17 protein-coding genes are annotated in these 22,381 nt (G+C 69.5%); 15 read left to right on the top strand and 2 right to left on the bottom strand.

Features of this window, described 5'->3' with window-relative positions; genetic code table 11:
* The first annotated feature begins 130 nt into the window (after positions 1-130).
* The gene (locus tag AB0H61_RS14925) at positions 131-2,374 is read left to right on the top strand and encodes a heavy metal translocating P-type ATPase (RefSeq protein WP_357303846.1); all 2,244 of its coding nucleotides are present in this window, start codon (positions 131-133) and stop codon (positions 2,372-2,374) included.
* 3 nt (positions 2,375-2,377) lie between these two features.
* Here the strand turns inward: AB0H61_RS14925 and AB0H61_RS14930 are convergent, their stop codons facing one another.
* The gene (locus AB0H61_RS14930) at positions 2,378-4,303 is read right to left on the bottom strand and encodes a cytochrome c oxidase assembly protein (protein ID WP_357303849.1); all 1,926 of its coding nucleotides are present in this window, start codon (positions 4,301-4,303) and stop codon (positions 2,378-2,380) included.
* Positions 4,304-4,538: 235 nt separating this feature from the next.
* The gene (locus AB0H61_RS14935; RefSeq protein ID WP_357303852.1) at positions 4,539-5,228 is read right to left on the bottom strand and encodes a hypothetical protein; all 690 of its coding nucleotides are present in this window, start codon (positions 5,226-5,228) and stop codon (positions 4,539-4,541) included.
* 188 nt (positions 5,229-5,416) lie between these two features.
* Here AB0H61_RS14935 and AB0H61_RS14940 point away from each other — a divergent pair, with 188 nt between their 5' ends.
* From AB0H61_RS14940 to casB, 14 genes are all read left to right on the top strand, one after another.
* Positions 5,417-6,664, top strand: a complete 1,248-nt coding sequence (locus AB0H61_RS14940) for an ATP-grasp domain-containing protein (RefSeq protein WP_357303855.1) — start codon at positions 5,417-5,419, stop codon at positions 6,662-6,664.
* Positions 6,661-7,497 carry a hypothetical protein gene (locus AB0H61_RS14945; RefSeq protein ID WP_357303857.1) on the top strand — a complete coding sequence of 279 codons (837 nt, stop codon included), beginning with the start codon at positions 6,661-6,663 and terminating at the stop codon, positions 7,495-7,497. Before AB0H61_RS14940 ends, AB0H61_RS14945 begins: the two co-directional genes overlap by 4 nt.
* Positions 7,494-8,534 (top strand): PLP-dependent cysteine synthase family protein, encoded by a 1,041-nt coding sequence (locus AB0H61_RS14950; protein WP_357303860.1) that lies wholly within the window; start codon positions 7,494-7,496, stop codon positions 8,532-8,534. Before AB0H61_RS14945 ends, AB0H61_RS14950 begins: the two co-directional genes overlap by 4 nt.
* The gene (locus tag AB0H61_RS14955) at positions 8,531-9,571 is read left to right on the top strand and encodes an enolase C-terminal domain-like protein (protein ID WP_357303862.1); all 1,041 of its coding nucleotides are present in this window, start codon (positions 8,531-8,533) and stop codon (positions 9,569-9,571) included. The genes AB0H61_RS14950 and AB0H61_RS14955 overlap by 4 nt, the downstream gene beginning before the upstream one ends.
* Positions 9,568-10,863, top strand: coding sequence for an MFS transporter (locus AB0H61_RS14960; protein WP_357303865.1), 1,296 nt, complete (start codon positions 9,568-9,570; stop codon positions 10,861-10,863). The genes AB0H61_RS14955 and AB0H61_RS14960 overlap by 4 nt, the downstream gene beginning before the upstream one ends.
* Positions 10,860-11,690, top strand: a complete 831-nt coding sequence (locus AB0H61_RS14965) for a class I SAM-dependent methyltransferase (RefSeq protein ID WP_357303869.1) — start codon at positions 10,860-10,862, stop codon at positions 11,688-11,690. The genes AB0H61_RS14960 and AB0H61_RS14965 overlap by 4 nt, the downstream gene beginning before the upstream one ends.
* Positions 11,687-12,610: a hypothetical protein gene (locus AB0H61_RS14970; RefSeq protein WP_357303871.1), complete on the top strand. Its 924-nt coding sequence runs from the start codon at positions 11,687-11,689 to the stop codon at positions 12,608-12,610. Before AB0H61_RS14965 ends, AB0H61_RS14970 begins: the two co-directional genes overlap by 4 nt.
* Complete coding sequence (locus AB0H61_RS14975; protein ID WP_357303874.1) at positions 12,607-13,395, top strand: ABC transporter ATP-binding protein; 789 nt, start codon at positions 12,607-12,609, stop codon at positions 13,393-13,395. The genes AB0H61_RS14970 and AB0H61_RS14975 overlap by 4 nt, the downstream gene beginning before the upstream one ends.
* Before the next feature lie 73 nt (positions 13,396-13,468).
* A complete protein-coding gene (locus AB0H61_RS14980) occupies positions 13,469-14,524 on the top strand; it encodes an iron ABC transporter permease (RefSeq protein WP_357303877.1) in 1,056 nt (351 codons plus the stop codon).
* 23 nt (positions 14,525-14,547) lie between these two features.
* On the top strand, positions 14,548-15,525 hold the full coding sequence (locus tag AB0H61_RS14985; RefSeq protein WP_357303880.1) for an ABC transporter substrate-binding protein: 978 nt from the start codon (positions 14,548-14,550) through the stop codon (positions 15,523-15,525).
* Positions 15,522-16,088 carry a GNAT family N-acetyltransferase gene (locus tag AB0H61_RS14990; protein WP_357303883.1) on the top strand — a complete coding sequence of 189 codons (567 nt, stop codon included), beginning with the start codon at positions 15,522-15,524 and terminating at the stop codon, positions 16,086-16,088. The genes AB0H61_RS14985 and AB0H61_RS14990 overlap by 4 nt, the downstream gene beginning before the upstream one ends.
* 1,258 nt (positions 16,089-17,346) lie before the next feature.
* A complete protein-coding gene (cas3, locus tag AB0H61_RS14995) occupies positions 17,347-20,103 on the top strand; it encodes a CRISPR-associated helicase Cas3' (RefSeq protein WP_357303886.1) in 2,757 nt (918 codons plus the stop codon).
* On the top strand, positions 20,100-21,731 hold the full coding sequence (gene casA, locus AB0H61_RS15000) for a type I-E CRISPR-associated protein Cse1/CasA (RefSeq protein ID WP_357303889.1): 1,632 nt from the start codon (positions 20,100-20,102) through the stop codon (positions 21,729-21,731). Before cas3 ends, casA begins: the two co-directional genes overlap by 4 nt.
* Positions 21,728-22,381, top strand: coding sequence for a type I-E CRISPR-associated protein Cse2/CasB (gene casB / locus AB0H61_RS15005; protein WP_357303891.1), 654 nt, complete (start codon positions 21,728-21,730; stop codon positions 22,379-22,381). Before casA ends, casB begins: the two co-directional genes overlap by 4 nt.

A 22,381-nucleotide genomic window follows, 5' to 3' on the forward strand; every position in this document is an offset into this window, starting at 1 on the left:
TCAGGTCCCGGTGTAGGCGGGATCACCCCGGCCACCGGGAACCAGCGGCGCCGCGTGTCCGACTGAGTGGACGTGCCGTACTGCCCTCCACCGCCGCCCGCAGTCCTGCCCCGCGCCGAGGTCCGCCGTCGTGCCCGCTGAACTGGCGACCGCCCCCGAGACCCGACGCATCCGGCTCGCGGTCGGTGGTATGACGTGCGCCGCCTGCTCGACCCGGGTGGAGCGTCGGCTGAACCGGCTCGACGGGGTGACCGCGACCGTGAACTACGCGACCGGCATCGCCCACGTCGACGCCGCGGCCGACGTCCCGGCCGACACCCTGTGCGCGGAGGTCAACGCCGCCGGGTACACCGCCGAACCCGCCGCGCCGGACCGCCCGGCATTCGCCCGGTCCGCCTCCGGCGACGCCGAGGTCGCCGACATCCGCCGCAGGCTGGTGCTCGCCCTGATCGCGTTCTTCCCGCTGGCCGACCTGTCGATGATGTTCGCGGTGCTGCCCGGTACCCGATTCCCCGGCTGGCAGCTGCTGCTGACCGCGCTGGCACTGCCTGTGGTGCTGTGGTCGGCCGCTCCGCTGCACCGGCGGGCGCTGATCAACGCCCGCCACGGCGGGGCCAGCATGGACACCCTGGTCTCGGTCGGAGTCCTGACCGCCACGGCGTGGTCACTGCAGACGATGTATCTCGCTCCGCCCCGCGACACCACCCCGGATGGTGTTTGGGATGCGATCTGGTCCGCCGACTCGATCTATCTGGAAGCCGCCGCGGGTATCACCGCCTTTGTCCTGGCCGGCCGCTACTTCGAGGCCCGCGCCCGCCGCACCGCCGGTGACGCCCTGGCCGCGCTGGCGGCACTGGCCGCCCACGAGGTCACCCTGCTGACCCGCGACGGTCGTGAGATCACCGTCCCCACCGCCGAACTCGGGACGGGGCAGCGGTTCGTGGTGCGTCCGGGCGAGACGATCGCCGCCGACGGCGTCGTGGTCGAGGGCAGCTCCGGCATCGACACCGCGGCCATGACCGGTGAGTCGCTGCCCATCCAGGCAGATGCCGGTGCCGAGGTGCTCGGCGGCACCGTGGCGCTGACCGGCCGCCTCGTCATCGAGGCGAGGGCCGTGGGTGCCGACACCGCGCTGTCCGGCATGATCCGGCTGGTCGAGCAGGCCCAGCAGGGCAAGGCAAGGATGCAGCGGGTCGCCGACCGGGTCTCGGCGGTCTTCGTCCCGGTGGTGTTCGCGCTGGCTACGGCCACGTTCGCCGCGCACCTGCTGCTGCGGGACAGCCTCGACAGCGCCGGGTCCGCCGCGATCGCGGTGCTGGTCATCGCGTGCCCGTGCGCGTTGGGCCTGGCCATTCCCACCGCCCTCATGGTGGCCTCCGGCCGCGGTGCGCAACTGGGCATCTTCGTCAAGGGCCATCAGGCCTTCGAGGCGACCCGCGACGTCGATCTCGTCGTCTTCGACAAGACCGGCACGCTCACCGAGGGCCGCATGCGCGTCGTCGCCGTCGACGCCCCCGATCCCGCCGAGACCCTCCGCCTGGCCGGTTCGGTGGAGGCCGCCTCCGAACACGCCGTAGCCGCCGCGATCACCGAACACGCCCGCGGCGTGGTCGATCTCGAACCGGTCACCGATTTCGAGGCGCTGGCCGGACTAGGTGCCCGCGGCCGAGTAGGGGAGCGGGAAGTGCTGATCGGCCGAACCCGCCTGATGACCGATCAGGGCCTCACCGTCCCCACCGACCTGACCGAGCAGGCCGCCGGACATGCGCGCAGCGGCCGCACCACGGTGCTCGTCGCCGTCGACGGGCAGGTGTGTGCGGTGATCGCGGTGGCCGACACCGTCAAGGAATCGGCGGCGGGTGCCGTCGCGCGGCTGCACCGGCTCGGCCTGCGCACGGCCGTGCTCACCGGCGACAACGAGCATGCGGCCCGGGCGGTGGCCGTCGAGATCGGCATCACCGACATCCACGCCGACCTGCTGCCCGAGGACAAAGTCACCCGGATCCGGCGGTGGCAGTCCGATGGGCACCGCGTCGCCATGGTCGGTGACGGCATCAACGACGGGGCGGCGCTGGCCGTCGCTGACCTCGGCATGGCCATCGGCGCGGGCACCGATGTGGCGATCGCCGCGGCCGATGTCATCCTGGTCCGGGCCGATTTGTCCACCGTCCCGGACGCGGTCGAACTCGCCCATGCGACGCTGCGGACCATCCGCGGCAACCTGGCCTGGGCGTTCGGCTACAACGTGGTCGCCATCCCGGTCGCCGCACTGGGCTGGCTGAACCCGCTCATCGCGGGTGCGGCGATGGCGTTCTCCTCGTTCTTCGTGGTTACCAACAGCCTGCGGTTGCGGCGGGTGCGGCCGGGCGGCTGAGCCTCACCGGCGCGTCCGCGACAGTTCGGTGAGCATGGCGTTGTAGGCGTCCAGATCGGAATCGCCGTAGGTGTCGTCCTTCCGGTCGGTGCGGACCGCGGTGCGCCGGTCGGCCGCGACCCACTGCGACAGCAGCGCGCCCACCACGATCAGCACCGGCACCTCACCGGCGACCCAGGCGATGCCGCCGCCGAAGCGCTGGTCGGCGAGCAGATCGATCCCCCAGGGCAACTGCAGGTTGGTGTAGAACCGCGCCCCGATGACCGTGGTCATCGACATCACCGCCACCCCGAAGAACGCGTGGAACGGCATGATCGCGAACAGCATCCCGAGCCGCCCGAGATGCGGCAGCCGCCGCGGGCCCGGGTCGATGCCGATGATCGCCCAGTAGAACAGGTAGCCGATCAGCAGGAAGTGCACGTTCATCAGCAGATGCCCCCAGTGGAACTGGATCAGGTTCTCGAAGACCGGGGTGAAGTAGAGCCCGTACAACGACACCACGAACGCCGGGATGGTGAACCCCGGATGGGCGAGCACCGCGGTCAGCCGGGTGTGCAGCACGGCAAGCACCCCCTCGCGCAGCCCGGGCAGCGCGCCGCGCCCGGCAGGCGGCAGCGCGCGCAGCAGTAGCGTGACCGGTGCTCCGAGCACGAGCAGCACCGGCACCACCATATTCAGCACCATGTGGATGATCATGTGGAGGCTGAACAGCGCGTAGCCGTAGGCCCCGACACCTGATGAGGTGACCACCAGCAACACGGTGCAGCCGCTCAGCCACGACAGCAGCCGCCACCTCGACCACCCGTCGCCGCGGCGGCGCAACCGCATCACACCGGCGCCGTAGCTCAACGCCCCCGCCACGGCGGCGGTTCCGAGCACGATGTCGAACCGCCAAAACGTCAGCAGCTGCCACGCCGACGGCGGCACGGTCACATCGAACCCGATGAACGCTTCGTGCGCGGTGAAGCTCCGGCCCTCGAACACCGGCGCCGGCCGCATCCCGGCAAGCCCGAACATTGTCAACGCCAGGATCGCCGCCGCCCCCGCGGCGATACTCCCCGGCGCACGCCACGCCGCCACCACCGCCACGGCGAGAAATACGGCCCCCGCCAGCGCAATCCGCCCGTACCCGGTCGTCGGCAGCGTCTCCGGGGGTGCGAGCAGCGATACCAGCAGCAGCCCCGAGAGCACCGCGACGACCCCGCAGACTCCGGTCAGGACACGCACCCGGCCGAGCACCACCGACGGGTCCCCACCCCATCGGCCCGCGTGCGAGTGCGCACACCACAGCAGACCCACCGGCGCCGATATCGCCAGCTGGAACAGCACCACCGCCCCCGTCGCGTAGTCGTGTCCCGGCCCCTCACCGGCATTGCCGACGACGACCGGCGCAAGGACCGCGATCCCGGCGAGCACCACCGGCGCGACCGCACCGGTCCACGACAATGTCCACCGCGCCAGCGCCGCCACCGCCGCCGCGCACACCGCGGCCACGATCCAGGCCTTGGGCTTCTCTCCGGCGTCGATCAGGGTCGGCAGTGCGCCCCCGCTGAGCACGTCGCCGGTCGGCAGTCCGGCGATATCCGCCGCCGACACCGGGATCAGCGCTACCGCGGTCACCGCCCACACCAGTGCCGCGCGCTCCACCACCCGTAACCCGGCGAACCCCGCGACGTCCACTCGTCCCGTGTCCTCGGGCCCCGTGCAGCACAGCACGTACCCCAGCCCCCCGAGCGCCACCGCGCCGGCGACCATCGCGATCGTGCGCAGCCCGCCGTACAGCAGGGCTTGCGTCAGGCCCGGATATGCCGTCCCGGCCGCCAGATACGGCATCTGCCCCGCCGTGCCCACCGCCACGACGACCGCTCCTGCGGCGACCACGATGGCCGCACCCCGTACCGATCGCAGCTGCGCTCCTGTAGCCGTCACCGGCAGACACCTCCGCAACCCTCGATCACGGACAGGTAGTCGGTGGCGGATGAGCCATGGTTCCCGAATTACGGCCGGGTGACCAAGAGCACGCAATCGGCCGGTGCGATGTATTCGGCCCGAACCGTTGCGGCCGAGGCGACCGATGGTTTTCGCCCGGTTCGGGCTCGCGAATGTTGCTGCGGCACAAGGCCGACCGGGTGGCCGGTCGTGTGACCAGCCACCCGGAGGATCGTCACTTCGCGGGATACGCCGAGTTGATCGTGGTGAAGTACTGGATCGCCGCGCCAATGGCGACCGGGGCGGTGACCAGGATCTGGCCGGCGAGCGTGCCGAGGGCGCCGACGGCGAGGATACCGCCGAGGCAGCCGATGGCGGCGGCGGGGATGAACGGGCCGAAGAGGCCGACGATGGTGGCCGAGGCGACGGTGGCGCCGGCGATGCCGCCCAGGACACACCCCGCGGCGCCGCCGGCGAGGCCGCCGACGAGGGTGCCGATGGTGGCGCCCATGCTGATGGTGCTGGTCATCCGGGACCAGGCTGCCTGCTCCCGATCGTATTCGTTCTTCCACGGCGCCTTGTCCTCGAAGGGCAGTGCGACCGGCTTGTAAACGGCCTTGTCCATGGACAGTTCCGGGGTGAGAGTGGCGGTGCGGCCGTCGATGTCAGCGCGGATCGGGAACTGGAAGTCGTCGATGCTGAAAGTCAGCGGCGTCGCGGCGATCACGGTCCCGCTCGGCGACTTCACCTTCAGCGCCCCATCCTCGACCGTCAGTGCACCGGAATCGATCTCGACGATCGAGGCGGTGTCGGTGGCGTGCGCGGTGAAGGACACCGGCGATTCCGGTGTGGCGTGCGCGGTGGCAGTGGCGGTGGTCAGCGCGGCCAGAGCCAGCGCGGGCAGAGCCAGGGTCCTCATCAGCATGGAGATGTTCCTCGTTGTCGGACGGTGCCGAGCGATGTGTCGGCTACCTTACTATTGATAACGATTATCATTAGCGCAAGTCGGACGACGAAACGCGCTACGCCGCAAAGGGCGTCGCAACCGAGGGTTGTCGTGCAGCTAAGGATAATGGTTATCATTAGCATCTGCGCAACGTTTGGAGGCTTCTGTTGGGACACCTGCTGATGGTGGAGAGCTGGGTCGGGTCGATGAGCACACTGCTGCCGGCCGGAATCGGGGACAGCGGGCACACGTTCAGCTTCCTGACCCGCGATCTGGGGCACTACCTGCGCGGGAAACCGGGTACGCATCCGCTGCTCGCCGCGGCCAATGTGCTCACCGCCGAGACCAATGACGAGGACACGCTGCTGCCCTACGTGCGGCGCCTGCACGAGGTGCTCGGCTTCGACGGGGTGCTGTCATCCTGCGACTACTACCTGCCCACCGTGGCGGCGATCGCCGCCGACTTGGGTCTGCCCGGCCCGGGCCGCGACGCGGTCGCCGCGGCCTGCCAGAAGCACCGCACCAGGGAACTGTGCGGGGCTGCCGGTGTTCCTGGTCCGGCGTTCGCGGTGGTGACGTGCGCCGAGGAGGCCGTCGAGGCGGCGCGGGGCATCGGCTACCCGGTGGTGGTCAAACCGGTCGACTTGTGTGGCGGCATGTTCGTGACCCGCGCCGAGGACGACGCCCAACTGCGCGAGGCGCTCGACAGGCTCGGCGGATTCCCACGCAATGCCCGTGGCCAGGAGCGCTCACCCCAGGTCCTCGTCGAAAAGCTCCTTCACGGACCGGAATTCAGCGTCGAGACCGTGACCGCCCGCGGCATCACCACCGTGGTCGGCGTCACCGACAAACGTCTCACCGGCGCCCCGGCGTTCATCGAGGCGGGCCACATGTTCCCCGCCGCGCTCTCCCCGGCTGAACACGAAGCCCTCACCGGCACGGCCCGCGCCGCGATCTCCGCGCTCGGCCTCGACGACACCGTCGCCCACATCGAGATCATGCTCACCGCGGAAGGTCCACGTTTGATCGAGGTGAACCCGCGCCCGGCGGGCAACCGCATCACCGAACTCGTCCGCCGGGTCACCGGCATTGATCTGGCCGCCGTCCACGCACAGGTCGCCGCGGGGCAGACACCCGATCTGACGGTGCGGCCCACCGGAATCGGCAGTGCCGCCATCGCTTTCGTGGTGCCACAGGAGGCGGGCGCCTTGATCGCGCTGTCGGGTGCGCAGAACTGGCCGCACGACCCGCGGATCGTCGAGCACACCCTGGCCGAACCCGGCGCGACCGTGCAGGCCGCGACGAACAACAACAACTACCTCGGCCACGTCATGGTTGCCGTCGAATCCTCCGGCGCCGCAGGAGATCTCGCTCAATCGTTGATCGAAAAACTGTCGGTCGAGGTCGCTCGATGAGTCCCGTGCAGACCACCGCCCCGCAATCGGTCGCCGAACTCCTGACCCGGGCCGCGGACGGACGTCTCGGCCCCGACCCGGCGACCCTCACGATCTCCAACGCCTTCCTCACCCGATACGACACCCGGCACCGGGGCAGCCGCAGCGGCTACCACAATGCCGTGCTCGGCCTGCGCACCGGAGCCGCGGTCGGCTCGTGCAGTGTCGAGCCCGCCGCCGACAACGACGAACTGCTCAACGACTGTGTCGGTGTCCGCGTGGCCGATCTCCTGCGGCACCCGCTGCTGCCGGTGCGCATCGCCGCCCTGGACGCCTATCTGATGCACCTGCACCCGCATCCAGCGGCAGCCGGCGCGATGGCTCGTGCGGTGGCGATCGAGCCCGGCGACAGTCTGACGAAATCCCGGCAGCGGGCGCGGGCGGTGGTGGCGCTGCTGCCTGCGCGCACCCGCCGCGTGCTGGTCGTCGGCGTGGTCGGATCGCTGCTCGCCGCGCTGCGTGAGCGCGGAATAACGTATCTGCCTTGCGATTTCGCTGGCGGCACCACCGAGTGGGGCGAACCGGTGCATCGCGACCTCGACCGAGTCGCCCGTGACTACGACGCCATGCTGGTGACCGGGATGACCCTGGGCAACGGTTCCTTCGACGCTTTGGCGGCCGAGGCTCGAGACCGCTCGCTCCCGCTCGTCGCCTACGCCCAGAGCGGCAGTGCGGTGCTGCCGTGGTTCCTCGGCGCCGGTGTATACGCCCTGTCGGCCGAACCGTATCCGTTCTTCTCCCTCGACGGCGGACCGAGCACCCTGTTCCACTACCGCGGCGAGGTGGACGCGTGAAACCCCAACCGGATCTGCTGGCTTTGGTCGGGGGTACTCCCGTGATCCCGGTCCCCGCCGGCGCCACCCACTATCTGGCCAAACTGGAGGCGGCGAGCGTCGCGGGAATGAAAGCACGCGCCGCGGTCTCCATGCTGACCGCCGCCCGCGCCCGCGGCGAGCTCGCACCCGGTGCGCCGGTGATCGAATCCACCAGCGGCACACTGGGGCTGGGCCTCGCTCTGGCGGGCAAAGCGCTCGGCCATCCGGTGACCCTCGTGGTCGACGCCGGTCTCGAACCGGAGATGCGCTCCCTGTTCACCGCTTTCGGCGTCGGACTCGACATCGTCACCGAATCACACCCCGACGGTGGATGGCAGCAGGCCCGGCTCGACCGGCTCGCCGCCCTCGTAGCCGCGACACCGGACGCCTACTGGCCCGACCAGTACGACAACCCCGACAACGCGGCCGGTTACACGGCGATGGGCCAGGAAATACTCGACCAAGTCGACCGAGTCGACGTCCTGGTCGCCGCGATCGGGTCGGGCGGGCACTGCGCGGGACTTGTCCGAGTACTGCGCACCCGCTGGCCGGATCTGCGGGTCGTCGGCGTGGACGCGGCCGGGTCGCGGATCTTCGGCCAACCCGACCGGCCGCGCCTGATGCGCGGCCTCGGCAGCAGCATCCTGCCGCGCAATGTGGCCTACGACGACTTCGACGAGGTGCACTGGGTCGGGGCGGCCGAGGCGGTGGCCTCCTGCCGCGGGCTGGCCGCACGGATCGGCGTCGCCGGCGGCTGGAGCACCGGGGCGGCCGCCCTGGTCGCGGATTGGCTGGCACGGCGCGAACCCGAGTCCCGCGTCCTCACGGTATTTCCGGACGGACCGCACCGCTACCTGCGCTCGATCTACGACGACGACTGGTGCCACCGGCACGGCCTCACCGCGATACCGGCCACCGAACCGGACGAGCTCGCCGCCCCGGATGCTGCGGAGGTCCACGGCTGGGCTCGGTGCGCGGTGGTGCGTGACCCCCGTCGCGAGCAGGTCGGCGCATGAGGATCACCTGGCAGAGCACCCGCTTGGAACTGGCTCGCCCCCTGCACATCTCCCGCGCGATCATGTCCGGACGCGACGCGGTGTGGGTGCGTCTGACCGACGGGGAAGACCAAGGCTGGGGCGAAGTGGTCACCAGCCCTCGGCTGGGACTCGACACCGCGCGCATCACCACCGCGCTCACCGCACTGGCCGCCCAGGTCGAGGCCTGCGGTGTGCCCGAACAACTTCGCGCGAACCTGCCCGGCCTGCGCGCCGCCTTCCCGCTGCCGGTGGTCTGCGCCGTCGACAGCGCGGTGCACGACCTGCTGGCCCGCCGCGCAGGCGTCTCCGTTGCCACATATCTCGACCTGCCTCATCGTGTTCGGGTACCGACCGCCTGCACGATCGGCCTGACGAGCGTCGCCGAGACCGGTGACCGCACCGCCGAACTGACCGCCGCCGGGTTCTCCGTGGTGAAGATGAAACTCGGCGGGCCCGACCCGGCCGACGACATCGCCCGCGTCCGCGCGGTGCGTGCCGTCGCCCCGTCGGCGACCCTGCTGCTCGACCCCAACGGCGCCTGGGACGCCGCTACCGCGGTGATGGTGCTGCGGACACTGGCCGAGCTCGATATCGCCGCCGTCGAACAGCCGGTGCCCGCCGGTCGGCCGGCGTGGCTGGCCGAGGTCGCCGCCGCCGCGCCGATGCCGGTGATCGCCGACGAGGACGCGGGCACCGTCGCCGACCTGGACCAGCTGCCGGACGGGATCGGCGGCATCAACATCAAACTCGCCGAATGCGGCGGGCTCGATGCCGCGCTCGCCATGGTCGGCCACGCCCGCGACCGCGGCCTGGACGTGATGCTCGGCTGTCAGGCCGCCAGCTCGCTCGGCATCGCCCCAGCGGTGCATCTGCTCGGCGCCGCGCGCTGGGTCGACCTCGACGGGCACCTGCTGCTGGCCGAGGACCCGTGGACCGGTCTCGGGGCCGCCGACGGCGTCCTGAGCACCCCGGCCGGGCCTGGTCTGGGCGTCACCACCGTGGTAACGGCCCGGTGAGCGCCTTCACGGAGCTGCGGAGTCTCCCGCGGTCGGTGCGGCTGCTACTGGCAAATCAGTGCCTGGGCAATATCGGGTTCTTCATGCTGGTGCCGTTTCTGGCCGACTACCTGCGCACGGATTTGGCACTGTCGGTGACAGTCGTCGGCATTGTTCTCGGCGTGCGCAATCTCAGCCAGCAGGGCTTGTTCCTGGTCGGTGGGTCGGCGGCGGACCGGCTCGGCGCGCGCGGGGTGATCATCGTGGGCGCGGGCATCCGCGCGGTCGGTTTCGCGCTGTTCGCGATCGGCGGGTCGCTGCTGGTGGTGCTGGCCGGGTCGGTGCTCACCGGATTCGCGGGCGCCCTGTTCAACCCGGCCGTGCGCGCCTACATCGCCCGTGACAGCGAGGACCGCGCGGCGCAAGCCTTCGCCTGGTTCAACGTATTCGGCAACGCCGGATGCGCGCTCGGTCCGGTGATCGGGACCGTGCTGGTGGGAGCGGGTTTCCGGATCACCGCGCTGACGGCGGCAGCGGTGTTCGCCGGATTGACCGTGGCGCAGCTGCTGCTCTTGCCGAACCGGCCCGTACCACCGAGTGGCACCACCTTGCGCGCGGACTTCGCCACCGTGTTCACCGACCGCCGGTTCTGGGCGTTCTCGCTGGCGCTGGCCGGATTGTTCGCGCTGCAGAGCCAGCTGTACCTGCTGTTCACCCTGCAGGCACGCGACCTGGCCGGGGCCGCCGCAGGTCCGGCCGCCGTCGCCGCCCTCTTCGTCGTGGAGACCGTCGCGGTGGTGGTCATGCAGGTTCCGGTGACCCGGGTGCTTGGCCGCCGCGGCGAGCGCGGCCCGATGATGGCCGCCGGAATGGCTTTGCTCGGCGCGGCGTTCCTGCCGGTACCTCTGGCGGCGGCAGGAGATCTTCCCGCCGGGACCGGCGTCACCGAGGTCGCCGTGCGCATCGCTCCCGTCCTGCTCGGCGCGGTGGTGCTGGCACTGGGGGTGACGGTGGCGCAGCCGTTCGTGAACGAGGCCATCCCACGCTTCTCCGGCCCCACCCTCACCGGAACCTATTACGGCGCTTTCTATCTGGCTTCAGGCTTGCTCACATTGGCCGCCGGTGCGCTGGTCGGCGCGGTCGTCGACCACGGCGGCGGGCCGCTGGGATGGCCGCCCGCCCTGGTGTGCGCCGCGCTCGGATTCGGCTCGGCCGCCGCGGTGCTGACCCTGCACCGCGCGCGGCTCCTGCCCGGCCCCGAAGTATCGACTTCCCCGGCGCAGCCGCTGCGCCCCGCGAAAGGCAACCGATGACCCCCGCAGGCCCGGTCCGCTTCAGCGAGAACCTGCTCACCGACAACCCCGCCCTCTACGAGCGCACCTTCCCCGGCACGGGTGCGGACAACGCGCGTTTCGTCGCCGACCTGGTGGACCGCTTCGGCACCGGCCCGCGGCTCAGCCTGCTAGACGCGGGCTCGGGTACCGGCCGCGACGCTGCCCGCTTGGCCGAACTCGGCTACCGGGTGCGCGGCGTCGACCTGTCCGAACAGATGGTCCGCTACGCCCGGACCCGTTGCCCCGCCGTCGAATTCGTGGTCGGCGACCTGCGCACCCTCGACACCCCGGCCCCGGTGGACGTGCTCACCTGCCTTGGCAGCACCCTGCTGCACCTGCACGACACCGCCGACGTGCTCACCGCACTGCACCGTTTCGCCGCCTGCCTGCGGCCGGGCGGCCTGCTCGTCCTGGAGATGCGCAACGGCGCCTTTCTGCTGACCGATCGAGGCCGTCGCGAACTTCTCGACGACCAGCCGCAGCGGCACATCGAATGGGAGGGCCTGACCTACACCTCGCGCACCCGCCTCACCGTCGACCTGCCCGCCCAGCTGCTGCGCCGGGAACGAGTGTGGACCTGGCCGGGCTGCGAGGAGCCTGTCGCCCAGCACACCGCCTGGCGGCTGCTCTTCCCGCAGGAACTGCGTCACCTGCTCGACAGTGCCGGATTCGAGGTGCTGGCCCTGTTCGACCAGCCGGGCCCGCTGACCACACCGGCGTGGCCCGGTGACGGAACACTCGGCGACCGTCTCGACGGCGACCGATTGCACGTGGTCGCTCGTCCCCGCGGCGGGGAGGCTCGATGAGCGTCCCGATCCGCGTCGGCGTCGGCGCCGCCTTCGGCAGTTGTGGTGAACTTCTCCAGGGCGTCACCGCCGAGAACGGGCGTGATTTCCTGGTCACCCTGCCGATCACCCGCGGTTCGGTGGCCGTGTTCGAACCCGACCCCAGCCGCGACGACGTGACCGTCGTGCCCGCCCACAAGACCAAGTCGCGTGCTGTCGCGGCCGCCGTGCTCGCCGGATCCGCGGCGCTGCGCGGCGGCGTGCTCACCGTGCTCGGCGACCTGCCCGAGGGCAAGGGCCTGGCCAGCTCCACCGCCGACTTGGTCGCGACCGCACGCGCCGTCGCCGACGCGGAGGGCAGGACACTGGCCGCCACCGAGATCGAGGCCGTTTTGCGCGGCATCGAACCCTCCGACGGCGTCATGTATCCGGGGGCGGTGGCCTACTACCATCGCGAGGTCCGCCTGCTGGCCGCCCTCGGCGCACTGCCGCCGCTGACCGTCGTCACCGGTGACGAGGGCGGCTGTGTCGACACGGTCGCCTTCGACCGGAACCGGCCTGCCGTGCCGCCCGCCGTCGCACGCGAATACAGCTCGCTGCTCGCCACACTCATCGAGGCCGTTGCCCGGGGTGATGCCGCCACCATCGGCGCGGTGTCCACGCGCAGCGCCCGCCTCAGCGCACCGCTGCGTGAGCGTCCGCACCTGGAAGCCACCATCGCCGCCGCCGAACGCATCGGCGCCCTCGGCGTGGTCGTCGCGCACAGCGGAACAACCACCGGCATCCTGCTCGACGAGCGCGACCCCCAGGTGGCGGCGAAAACGGTCGCGGCACAGCGGATCTGTAGGCAGTTCGCGGTTTCGGTGGACGTACACCGCTCGTGGCGTCCCGGTCCACCCGAGGGCATCCCCGAGGCATTCGCCGAGGCGGCGGGCCGATGATCACAGTGCGCGACATCGGATTCGCCTACGGCGGCGCGGTCGTACTCGACGGCGTCGGCCTCGTCGCCGAACCCGGTGACATCGTCGGGCTCATCGGTCCCAACGGGTCGGGCAAGTCCACGCTGCTGCGGCTGATCTACCGGGCGCTGCGTCCGACCTCCGGCATGGTCACCGTCGACGACATCCCCGTCGCCGGCCTGCGGGGCCGGGCGCTGGCCGAGCGGCTCGCGGTGGTCACTCAGGAATCCTCCGCGGACACCCCCATGACTGTCACGGAATCGGTCCTGCTCGGCCGCGCTCCGTGGGCCAGTGCGGTGCAGGGCATTTCGCGGGCGGACCGGATCACCGCGGCGGCCGCGCTGGAACGAGTCGGCGCCCGGCATCTGGCCGAGCGGCCGTTCGCGCACCTGTCCGGCGGGGAACGCCAGCGGGTGCTGATCGCCCGCGCCCTCGCCCAGCAAGCCGACCACCTGCTGCTCGACGAGCCCACCAACCATCTCGATATCGGCTACCAGCACGAGCTACTCGGCCTGGTCGGTGACCTGCCCGGCACGACAACGATCGTGGTCCTGCACGATCTGAACCTGGCCGCCCGCTACTGCGACCGCCTTGTCCTGCTGAACCACGGACGGGTCCGCGCGGCGGGCACGGTGGACGAGGTGCTCACACCAGACATCCTCGAACCCGTGTACGGCGTCGCCGTGCAGCGGGCCGACGCGTTCGGTGCGCCGCAGCTGCTGTTCGGTCCGCGCGCAGGCACCGAGGAGAAGGTGGCGCTGCGATGAGCGAACGGAGTGAGCGAATCATGTGCCGGCGCGCCTCGCGCATGCCGGAGCCGAGCGCCAGCGAGGCGCAGGCATGAGCGTCGATGATCTCGGCCACGACCGACACCGCGCGCACACCCTGCTCTGGGTCGGTGGTCTCACCGGCCTGCTGCTGCTCGTGCTGGTCCTGGCCACCGGCCTGGGACCGGTGTCGGTTCCTCCTGTGACGGTCGCGCGCATTGTCGGGCACCACACTGTCGGGTTCCCGGCGACCGCGGAGTGGACAACGGCGCAGGACGCCATCGTGTGGTTGGTCCGTATGCCACGAGTCCTGCTCGGCGCACTGGTCGGCGCCGCGCTGGCCGTCAGCGGCGCGGTGCTGCAGACGCTGGTGCGCAATGTGCTGGCCGACCCGCATATCCTCGGCGTCACCTCCGGCGCCTCCACGGGTGCCGCGGTGTCGCTGCTGTTCGGGGTCTCCGTCGCGGCCGGCGCCCTGGCCGCGAGCGCGTTCGCCGGTGCGCTGGGAGCCACGGCACTGCTGTTCGCGGTCGCGCGCATCAACGGCGCGATGACCTCGCTGCGGTTGCTGCTCGGCGGCGTCACCATCGGATACCTGTTCTCCGCCGCCACCAGCTTCCTGATCTTCGCCTCCGACAACCAGGAGGGTGCACGCACGGTGCTGTTCTGGCTGCTCGGCTCGCTCGGCTCGGCGGCCTGGCCGAGCGTGGCGACGACGACCATCGCCACCCTCGCCACCGTCGCCACGCTGGTGCTGCTGGCACCCCGCCTCGATGTGCTTGCCGCCGGCGACGACACCGCACGCGCACTTGGCATGTCGCCGGTCCGGTTCCGGATGCTCGTGCTCGGCATCGTTGCCCTCGCCGTCGGGGCCGTGGTCGCGGTCGCCGGGGCGATCGGGTTCGTCGGCCTGATCGTGCCGCATGTGGCGCGGCTGTGCGTCGGCTCCGCGCACCGGCAGCTCCTACCGGTCTCGGCGCTGCTCGGCGCGCTGTTCCTGGTGACCGCCGATGTGGTGGCCCGCACCGCGTTCGCGCCGCGCGAGCTGCCCTTGGGCATCGTCACCGCCGTGGTCGGCGCCCCGCTGCTACTTGTGCTCATCCGGCGATTCCGGCAGTCCCCCACCTGATTTCCCCTTCGAAAGGAACACCCGTGCCCACCCTTCTCCTGCGCCACCGCCGCGCCGCGCTTCCGGTCGCCCTGCTCGCCGCCGCCGCCCTCACCGGCTGCGGGGGCCCCGCGCCCGCTACCACCCCGGCCGCCGACGGCTTCCCGCTGACCATCTCGAGCTGCGGCCGCGACGTCACCTTCACCGCGCCACCGCGCCGGGTCGTCACCGTCGGCTCGGTCGCCGCCCCGCTTATCGCCGCCGCGGGCGCCGCGGACCGCATCGTCACCCGCACCTTCGAGACCGCCCCCCTCCCCGGGCAGTACGCCGACGCGCTGAAGAACATCGAAATCGTCGCCCCCACCGGCGAACTCGCGCGCGAGGAGATCATCAACCGGGCGCCTGACCTGGTGGTGAGCTACGAGGGCGCGGCCGTCACCCCCGACGACCTGGCGAAGGTGAACATCCCACTGCTGGTCACCCGCGGCTACTGCCGCGACGCCGCGGGCACTTTCGACGACGTGTTCGCCGACATCGAGCTCTACGGCAAGCTGTTCGGCACCGCCGACGCCGCCACCGCGTCCACCGCCGAGCTGCGTGGCCGAGTGGCCGCCGTCGCCGCCAAGCACCAACCGGCCGGAACGTCGGCGAAACCCGCTGCCGCCCTCATCATCTCCCGCGACGGGGCCAAGGTCAGCGCCTACGGCAGCACCAGCACGGTGGCCACCCAGATGCGAATGCTCGGCTTGGACAACATCTTCGGTGATGTGGCCAAGCGCCAGTTCGACGCCAACACAGAGACGCTGATCCAACGCGATCCCGAAGTGATCATCCTGCTCACCCAGGGCACTCAGACCCCCGAGTCGGCCACCGCGGCTCTGAAGGCGCGCCCGGAATTCGCCGGACTGCGCGCGATCCGGGACAACCGCATCATCGCGGTGCCCTTCGGTTACACGGGGCCGGGACCGGTCGCCGTGGAAGGTCTCGAGATTCTCGACCGCGCCCTGGGCGGTCAGCGGTGAGCACGGACTACGTGGTGCGCGTGGCCGGGCCCGCCGACGTGGCCGGCGCCCGCAGCGTCATGCTCGACACCTTCTACCACATCTTCGGCATCGGCTACCTGCCCGAATACCACGACGACGTGATCGATCCCGAGTCGGCCTACCTGCGTCACCCGCTCAACCGGCTCTGGGTAGCCGAACACGCCGGACACATCGTGGCCACCACGGCGGTTCGCGCCCAGGGACCGCGCCACCCACCACACCCGCGCTGGCTGACCGAGCGCTATCCCGACCCACACACCGCCCAGCTGTTCCGGGTCTACGTCCGGCCCGAGCACCAGCGGCGCGGCCTGGCCCGCCGACTGGTGGCGATGGCGGTCGAATACGTCGACGCCACACCGGAATTCGACGACCTGTACCTGCACACCGACGCACGCACACCCGGGGCTCTCGAATTCTGGTGCAGCTGCGCCCGACTGGTGCACGACGCACGCACTCCCGGCGAGGGATTCCAAACGGTGCATTTCGATATCCCGCTGTCCCGGCACGCCGACACCGCGCGACGCGAGCACGCCATGCGGTAGCAGCTCGGCTCGACGAGGCCACGGCCGCGCAGACGCGCTCGTCTGCGCGGCCGACTGGTCAGGAGGCTCTAGACATGGCACCTTCCGACCAGCTAGCTGAGCTCCGGCGTCCAGGCGGGTCCCCGTCGCAAAAGTGCGCTGCGCTGGCGAATTACGCTGCTCCCCCGCGCAAGCGGGGATGAGCCCTCAGTCCTTATCGGACCGTCTTCCTCAGAATCGGCGGGCGGAGGGGAGATGCTGTTGCACAATGCTTTACCGAGCCGATCCTGCTTCACGCAAGCAGATCAGAGCCCCGATGCTCAGAGCAGCGGGTGGTGTTCGACAGTAAGGAAGGCGGGCCTCGAGGAGGTGGGACTTCACGTAGGTCGCTGTTGTGCCACCGGTTTCGCTGGTGTGTCCGGCGAATGCGGGCGATCGTGCCACCAGAGGCCCTCTCCACCCAGGAGAGGGTGGTGTCGCTCCATTAGTGCATGGTGATGTCCTGGACGGCGACCCAACGCATCACTTCGCCGTGTCGGATTGTCGACCGAAAGTGAATGAAAATCGACTGATCTCGCCGAAGAGGTGCAGGTCAGGAAGTGTGCTCCCCGCGCATGCGGGGATGAGCCCAGGGTCGCGCCGACCGTGGTCTTGCGGGCGATGTGCTCCCCGCGCATGCGGGGATGAGCCCAGAATCCAGCGGGCGCACACATCCTCGCGCACGTGCTCCCCGCGCATGCGGGGATGAGCCCGTCATCTACATACGAAGGTAGATATGCCGATGGTGCTCCCCGCGCATGCGGGGATGAGCCCGCCCAAGCGTGTCGCTGAAGGGCAGCGAATGAGTGCTCCCCGCGCATGCGGGGATGAGCCCACCATCGACCGCGAACCGAGCCTTGATGCCGAGTGCTCCCCGCGCATGCGGGGATGAGCCCGCGATGTCCTTGTCGTTGAACGGGAGCTCGACGTGCTCCCCGCGCATGCGGGAATGAGTCCTCCGGCGTTAGACCGTCCGGGGCAGTACAGCGTGCTCCCCGCGCAGGCGGCGCTGGTACACCACTCTGCAGGACGCAACCCGCGTGGTGTGCTGATCGAGTGCCGGCCGGTTATGGTCTGGGGCCTGCTGGGGCGCTCAGTGCGCCGATAGGTAGGCACGCGGGGTTGCAGGCTGCGCGAGTAGCGGATTTCCGACGAATTCCCCTGGGGGAGAGTAGTTGTCGGTGGGTTTGGGTATGGTCGGCTCTCGCGTTGGTCGGGCGGGTTCGCGGAAGGGGGAGCGATGGTCTCATCGGCGGTGCTGTCTGCGTGGGCTAAGAGCGATCGTGCCGGTGGCAGTCTGTCGCTGTTTCGGCATTCGGCTGATTCGGCGGCGGTGGCGGGTTTGGTGTGGGATCACTGGTTGCCGCAGCATGTTCGGTCGTTGCTGGCTGATGGTCTGCCTGGGGGACTGGTGGATGCGCGGGTGTTGTTCTGCTGGCTCGCGGGCTTGCACGACGTAGGCAAGCTGACCCCGTGTTTCGCCTGTCAGGTCCCGGAGTTGTTCGATGTGATGCATGACCACGGTCTGCCGGCAGCGGGTGTGCCGGTGGATCGGAAGGTGTTGCCGCACGGGCTGGCCGGGCAGATTGCTCTGGAGAAGTTCCTCGTCGGACTGGGTTGGTCGAAGCGGGTGGCAGCGACCTATGCGGTGGTGATCGGTAGCCACCACGGTGTCCCACCGACGGTGGGGCAGATCCAGGCCGCCAATACTGGCGGGCGTTCGTTGTGGGGTGGACAGGAATGGGCTGATGCTCGCAGCGAGCTGATCGAGTTCGTGACCGAACGGACCGGTGCTGCGGATCGGGTAGCTGATTGGTCCACGGTCCGGTTGTCGACCATGCAGCAGGTGCTGTTGACGGCGGCGGTGATCGTGACCGATTGGATCGCCAGCAACCAAGATCTGTTTCCGCTGGATAGTGAGCGGGCGTCGAGTCTCGAAGCCGCGAAGGCGTGGAAACTGCTGGGTTTGCCCGCGGCCTGGTCCCCTGCCGGGGCTGCAACGGATTCGACCGCTGCCCGGCAGGAGTTGTTCCGGTCGCGGTTCGCGCGTGAGGATCCGATGCGGCCCCTGCAGGAGGAATGCCTGCGCATCGCCTGTGAGTTGCCCGAGCCGGGATTGCTGATCGTCGAGGCTCCGATGGGGGAGGGAAAGACCGAAGCCGCGCTGCTCGCCGCCGAAGTTCTTGCCGAAAGGTTCGGCGCCGGTGGGGTCTTCATCGCGCTGCCGACGATGGCGACCTCGGATGCGATGTTCGCGAGGGTGCGTCAGTGGGTTGACGAGGTGTCGGGAAGGCCCGGCAGCATGGTGCTTGCGCACGGCAAAGCGGCGTTGAACGAGGAGTATGCGCAGCTGAAGCGCCAGAGCTTTGTCGATATCGGGTCGGACTGCGATGACAGCGCTGTGCTTGCCCATAGCTGGTTCGTCGGTAAGAAGGGGCCGCTGGCCAATTTCGTTGTCGGCACGATCGATCAGGTCCTGCGAGGTGCACTCAAGACCCGTCATGTGATGCTGCGGCATCTGGGTTTGGCGAACAAGGTCGTGGTGATCGACGAGGTTCACGCCGCTGACAGCTACATGTCGACCTACCTGTGTCGTGTCCTGGAATGGCTGGGCGCCTACCGGGTTCCGGTGCTGTTGTTGTCCGCGACGCTACCGCCGACGCAGCGTGCAGCCCTGCTGGACGCGTATCGGCGTGGCCGTCCGGCTGTGCCAGAGTCGGCCGATGCCGGCTCGGTGGGTTATCCCGCGGTCTCGGTTTGGCCTCATGCTGGTTTGTCATGCGCAGTGCCGCCGTCGGGCCGTTCGATCGACGGTATCGACGTCGATTTCATCGATGACGATGCCGAGGCGTTGACCGGTCGGCTGGCGGAGGTTCTCACCGACGGTGGGACCGCGGGGGTGGTGTGTAATACGGTTGCCCGTGCCCAGCACCTGTTCGACGTGATGACCGCGGAGGGCGGGTTCGGCGCCGCTGAGGTGTTGCTGCTGCATTCGCGATTCGTGTCGGTGGATCGTGCACGGTATGAGAACCGGTTGCGCAGGTTGCTCGGTCCTCCGGGTAGCGGTGATCGGCCCCAGCGGTTGGTTGTCATCGGTACCCAGGTGATCGAGCAATCCCTCGACATCGATGTCGATTTGCTGGTGACCGACCTGGCACCGGTGGACCTGATTCTGCAGCGGATCGGCCGGCTGCACCGCCACCTGCGTTCGGGCCGCCCTGCACGAGTGAGCCATCCACGTTGCTGGGTCCGCGGCGCGGACTGGGCGCCCGTCCCTCCGAAGCTGGACAAAGGGTGTGAAAAGGTCTACGGCCGGGCGCGTTTACTGCGTGCGGCTGCGGTACTGACCGGCAGGCGGTCGTCGGGGATCACTGTTCCGGCGGACATTCCTGGCCTGGTGGCCGATGCCTACGCCGAGCGTTTCGCTGTTCCCGCCGGCTGGGAGGAGGTGTTCGCAGAAGCCGAGGCCGCGTGGGCGCTACATGTGGCCGATCAGCGTAAACGCGCCGGTGACTATCTGCTCGGCTCACCGCACACCGAGAATCCGACCATCCGTGACTGGCTGGTGGCCGGGGTTCGAGACGATGCCGACGGTGTCGGTGGTCAAGCACAAGTTCGCGATGCCGAGGACAGCATCGAAGCGATCGTCGTCCAACGCGTCGGTGACGAGGTCCGCGTGCTGCCGAGCATCCCGGACGTGGGCGGCCGGGTCGTTCCCACCGATGACTGCCCCGAGCCGCGGCTGGCGAAAACGCTGGCGCAGTGCACCATCCGGCTGCCCGCTTTTCTGACCCGGTACGACCGGATGAACACAGTACTGCGGACACTCGAGGACACGTTCTATCCGGGCTGGCAGCAATCACATTGGCTCACAGGCGAACTCGTTCTGGAACTGGACGAGGACCTCGGCACCGAGTTGGCCGGACACCTCCTGACCTATGACCCCACTCGGGGACTGGACGTGGCACCGATTAAGGAAACGGACACCCAGCGATGACGACGGCAACAGCAGGACTGAACCTTGTCGAGGACCCCTGGATCCAGGTCGTCGACCGGTCCTCGACAGTCGAACTGCTCTCCATGCGTGAGGTCATCCATCGCGCACCGGACCTGTCCGGCATCGTGGGAGAGGTACCCACCCAATCGTTCGCGATCCTGCGTGTGTTGCTGGCGATCCTGCGGCGCAGCATTGCCGCCCGGACCGGGTCGGCCGTGGATGTGTGGTCCTCGCTGTGGGAGCGCGAGGACCTGCCGGTCGAAGAGATCGACACCTATCTCGACACACACCGGGCACGTTTCGAGCTGCTCGACCCACAGGCACCGTTCTTCCAGGTCGCAGAGTTGAAAGCTGCCGGGGATGGGGTCGGGCCGCTGGACAAGCTCATCGCTGACGTGCCCAACGGAGTCAAATACTTCACCACCCGCGCCGGCCGCCACCTGCAGCAGATCGACTTCGCCGAGGCCGCCCGATGGCTGGTCCACGCGCACGGGTTCGACCCGTCCGGCATCAAGACCGGCGCGGTCGGTGACGCGCGGGTGAAGAACAACAAGGGCTACCCCATCGGCGTCGGCTTCGCCGGAGCGTTGGGGGGTGTATTCCTCGAGGGCGCGACCCTGCGCGAAACACTGCTGTTGAACCTCGTACTGCTCGACATCAACGGCCAGCGCTACCGCCCCGACGATGTCCCGGTGTGGGAACGCGAACCCGTCGGCCCCGGCGTGCGGGCCGACCCGTTGCCGACGGGACCTGCGGACCTGGCCACCTGGCAGAGCCGCCGAATCCGGTTGGTAGCCAACGACAACCAGGTCACCGGTGTCGTGCTGTGCAACGGCGACCCTATCGAACCGTTCAACCAGCACCTGCTCGAACCGATGAGCAGCTGGCGCTACAGCGACATCCAAACCAAAAAGGCCGGCGGCAAGACACGGCACTACCCCCGCACCCACGATCCGGAACGGTCACTGTGGCGAGGAATGAGCTCGATGCTCGGCGACCTCGCCAAACCCGAGCCAACTGCGGGCTACGACATCACCGCCGGTGTCGTGCACTGGGCACAGCGACTGGTGGTCGACGACGTCCTGGAACCCACCCATCCGATTCGCTTGCACGCGGTGGGCATGCACTACATCAACCAGCAATCCGTCGTCGGAGAGGTCGTCGACGACACCATCGGTTTCCGTGTCGGATTGCTGTCCAACCGCACACTGCGCTCGTGCGCTGTTCGAGCAGTCGACACCGCCGACGAAGCAGTCTCGGCGTTGAGCGGCTTGGCAGCGAATCTGGCACGCGCAGCCGGGGGCGACCCGGACGGGCCGCGGGCTCGGACCCGCGAAGAAGGCTACTTCGCGCTGGAAGCACCGTTCCGGCGGTGGCTGGCCGGCCTGGATCCACGCAACGATACTTTCGACGACGAGACCCGCGCCTGGCATCGGATCGTGCGCCCGATCATCGACCAACTCGCTGCCGACGCCCTGAACGCGGCTGGCAAGCCCGCCTGGGTCGGACGACAGACCGATACCGGGTGGCTCGACTCCGGACGTGCCTCGCAGATCTACCGGGCCCAGCTTCGCAAGGCCGTGCCAAACGCCTTCGATCACACCCATGACGACGGAGACCCCGCATGACCTCGACACAACCGACCTACACCGACAAGGTCGACGCCCTCGAAGACTATGTGCACCGCAGTATTTCGGCACGCCAAGCTGCCTACGGCCGCCGGGAGAGCGACGCACTGGCAGCCATGGCGAAACTCCGCCGCGGCATCGGCACCCCTCCCGGTCGGCTGCCCGAGCTGTGGGCGCTCACGCTCGGAGACATGCCTGATGTGCTGCGCGACCCGTCTTCGTCGAGTGTCGACGAGCGCGCCGGGGCGTCGACGGCATGGGAGCGCGCTATCCATGACGCCCTGACACTGCATGCTCTGCACCAGCAGTCGCGTACCCAGCCGATGCATCGACGTGACCGCAGCAGCCTGGGACGTGCGGTGCGGCGACTCGGCGCCTCCGCCGGTGCCGAAGACGCGGTGCGGTCCCGATTCCATGTCATCGGCACCGCCCAGGACCACGACGCACGATTGACACACCTGCGTGGGTTGATCGGTCAGCTGCGTGCATTTGAAATCCCGCTCGACTATGCCCGCCTCGCGGTCGATCTGCACAAGCTCGACACGGGTCGATACGCCGATCAGGTTCTGCTCTCGTGGGGTCGCGACTACCACCGCAATCCCGCATCGACCACCGATTCCGCTACCCCTGAAACCGGAGACAACCAGTGA

Source organism: Nocardia sp. NPDC050710, from assembly GCF_040654375.1.
Taxonomy (GTDB): domain Bacteria; phylum Actinomycetota; class Actinomycetes; order Mycobacteriales; family Mycobacteriaceae; genus Nocardia.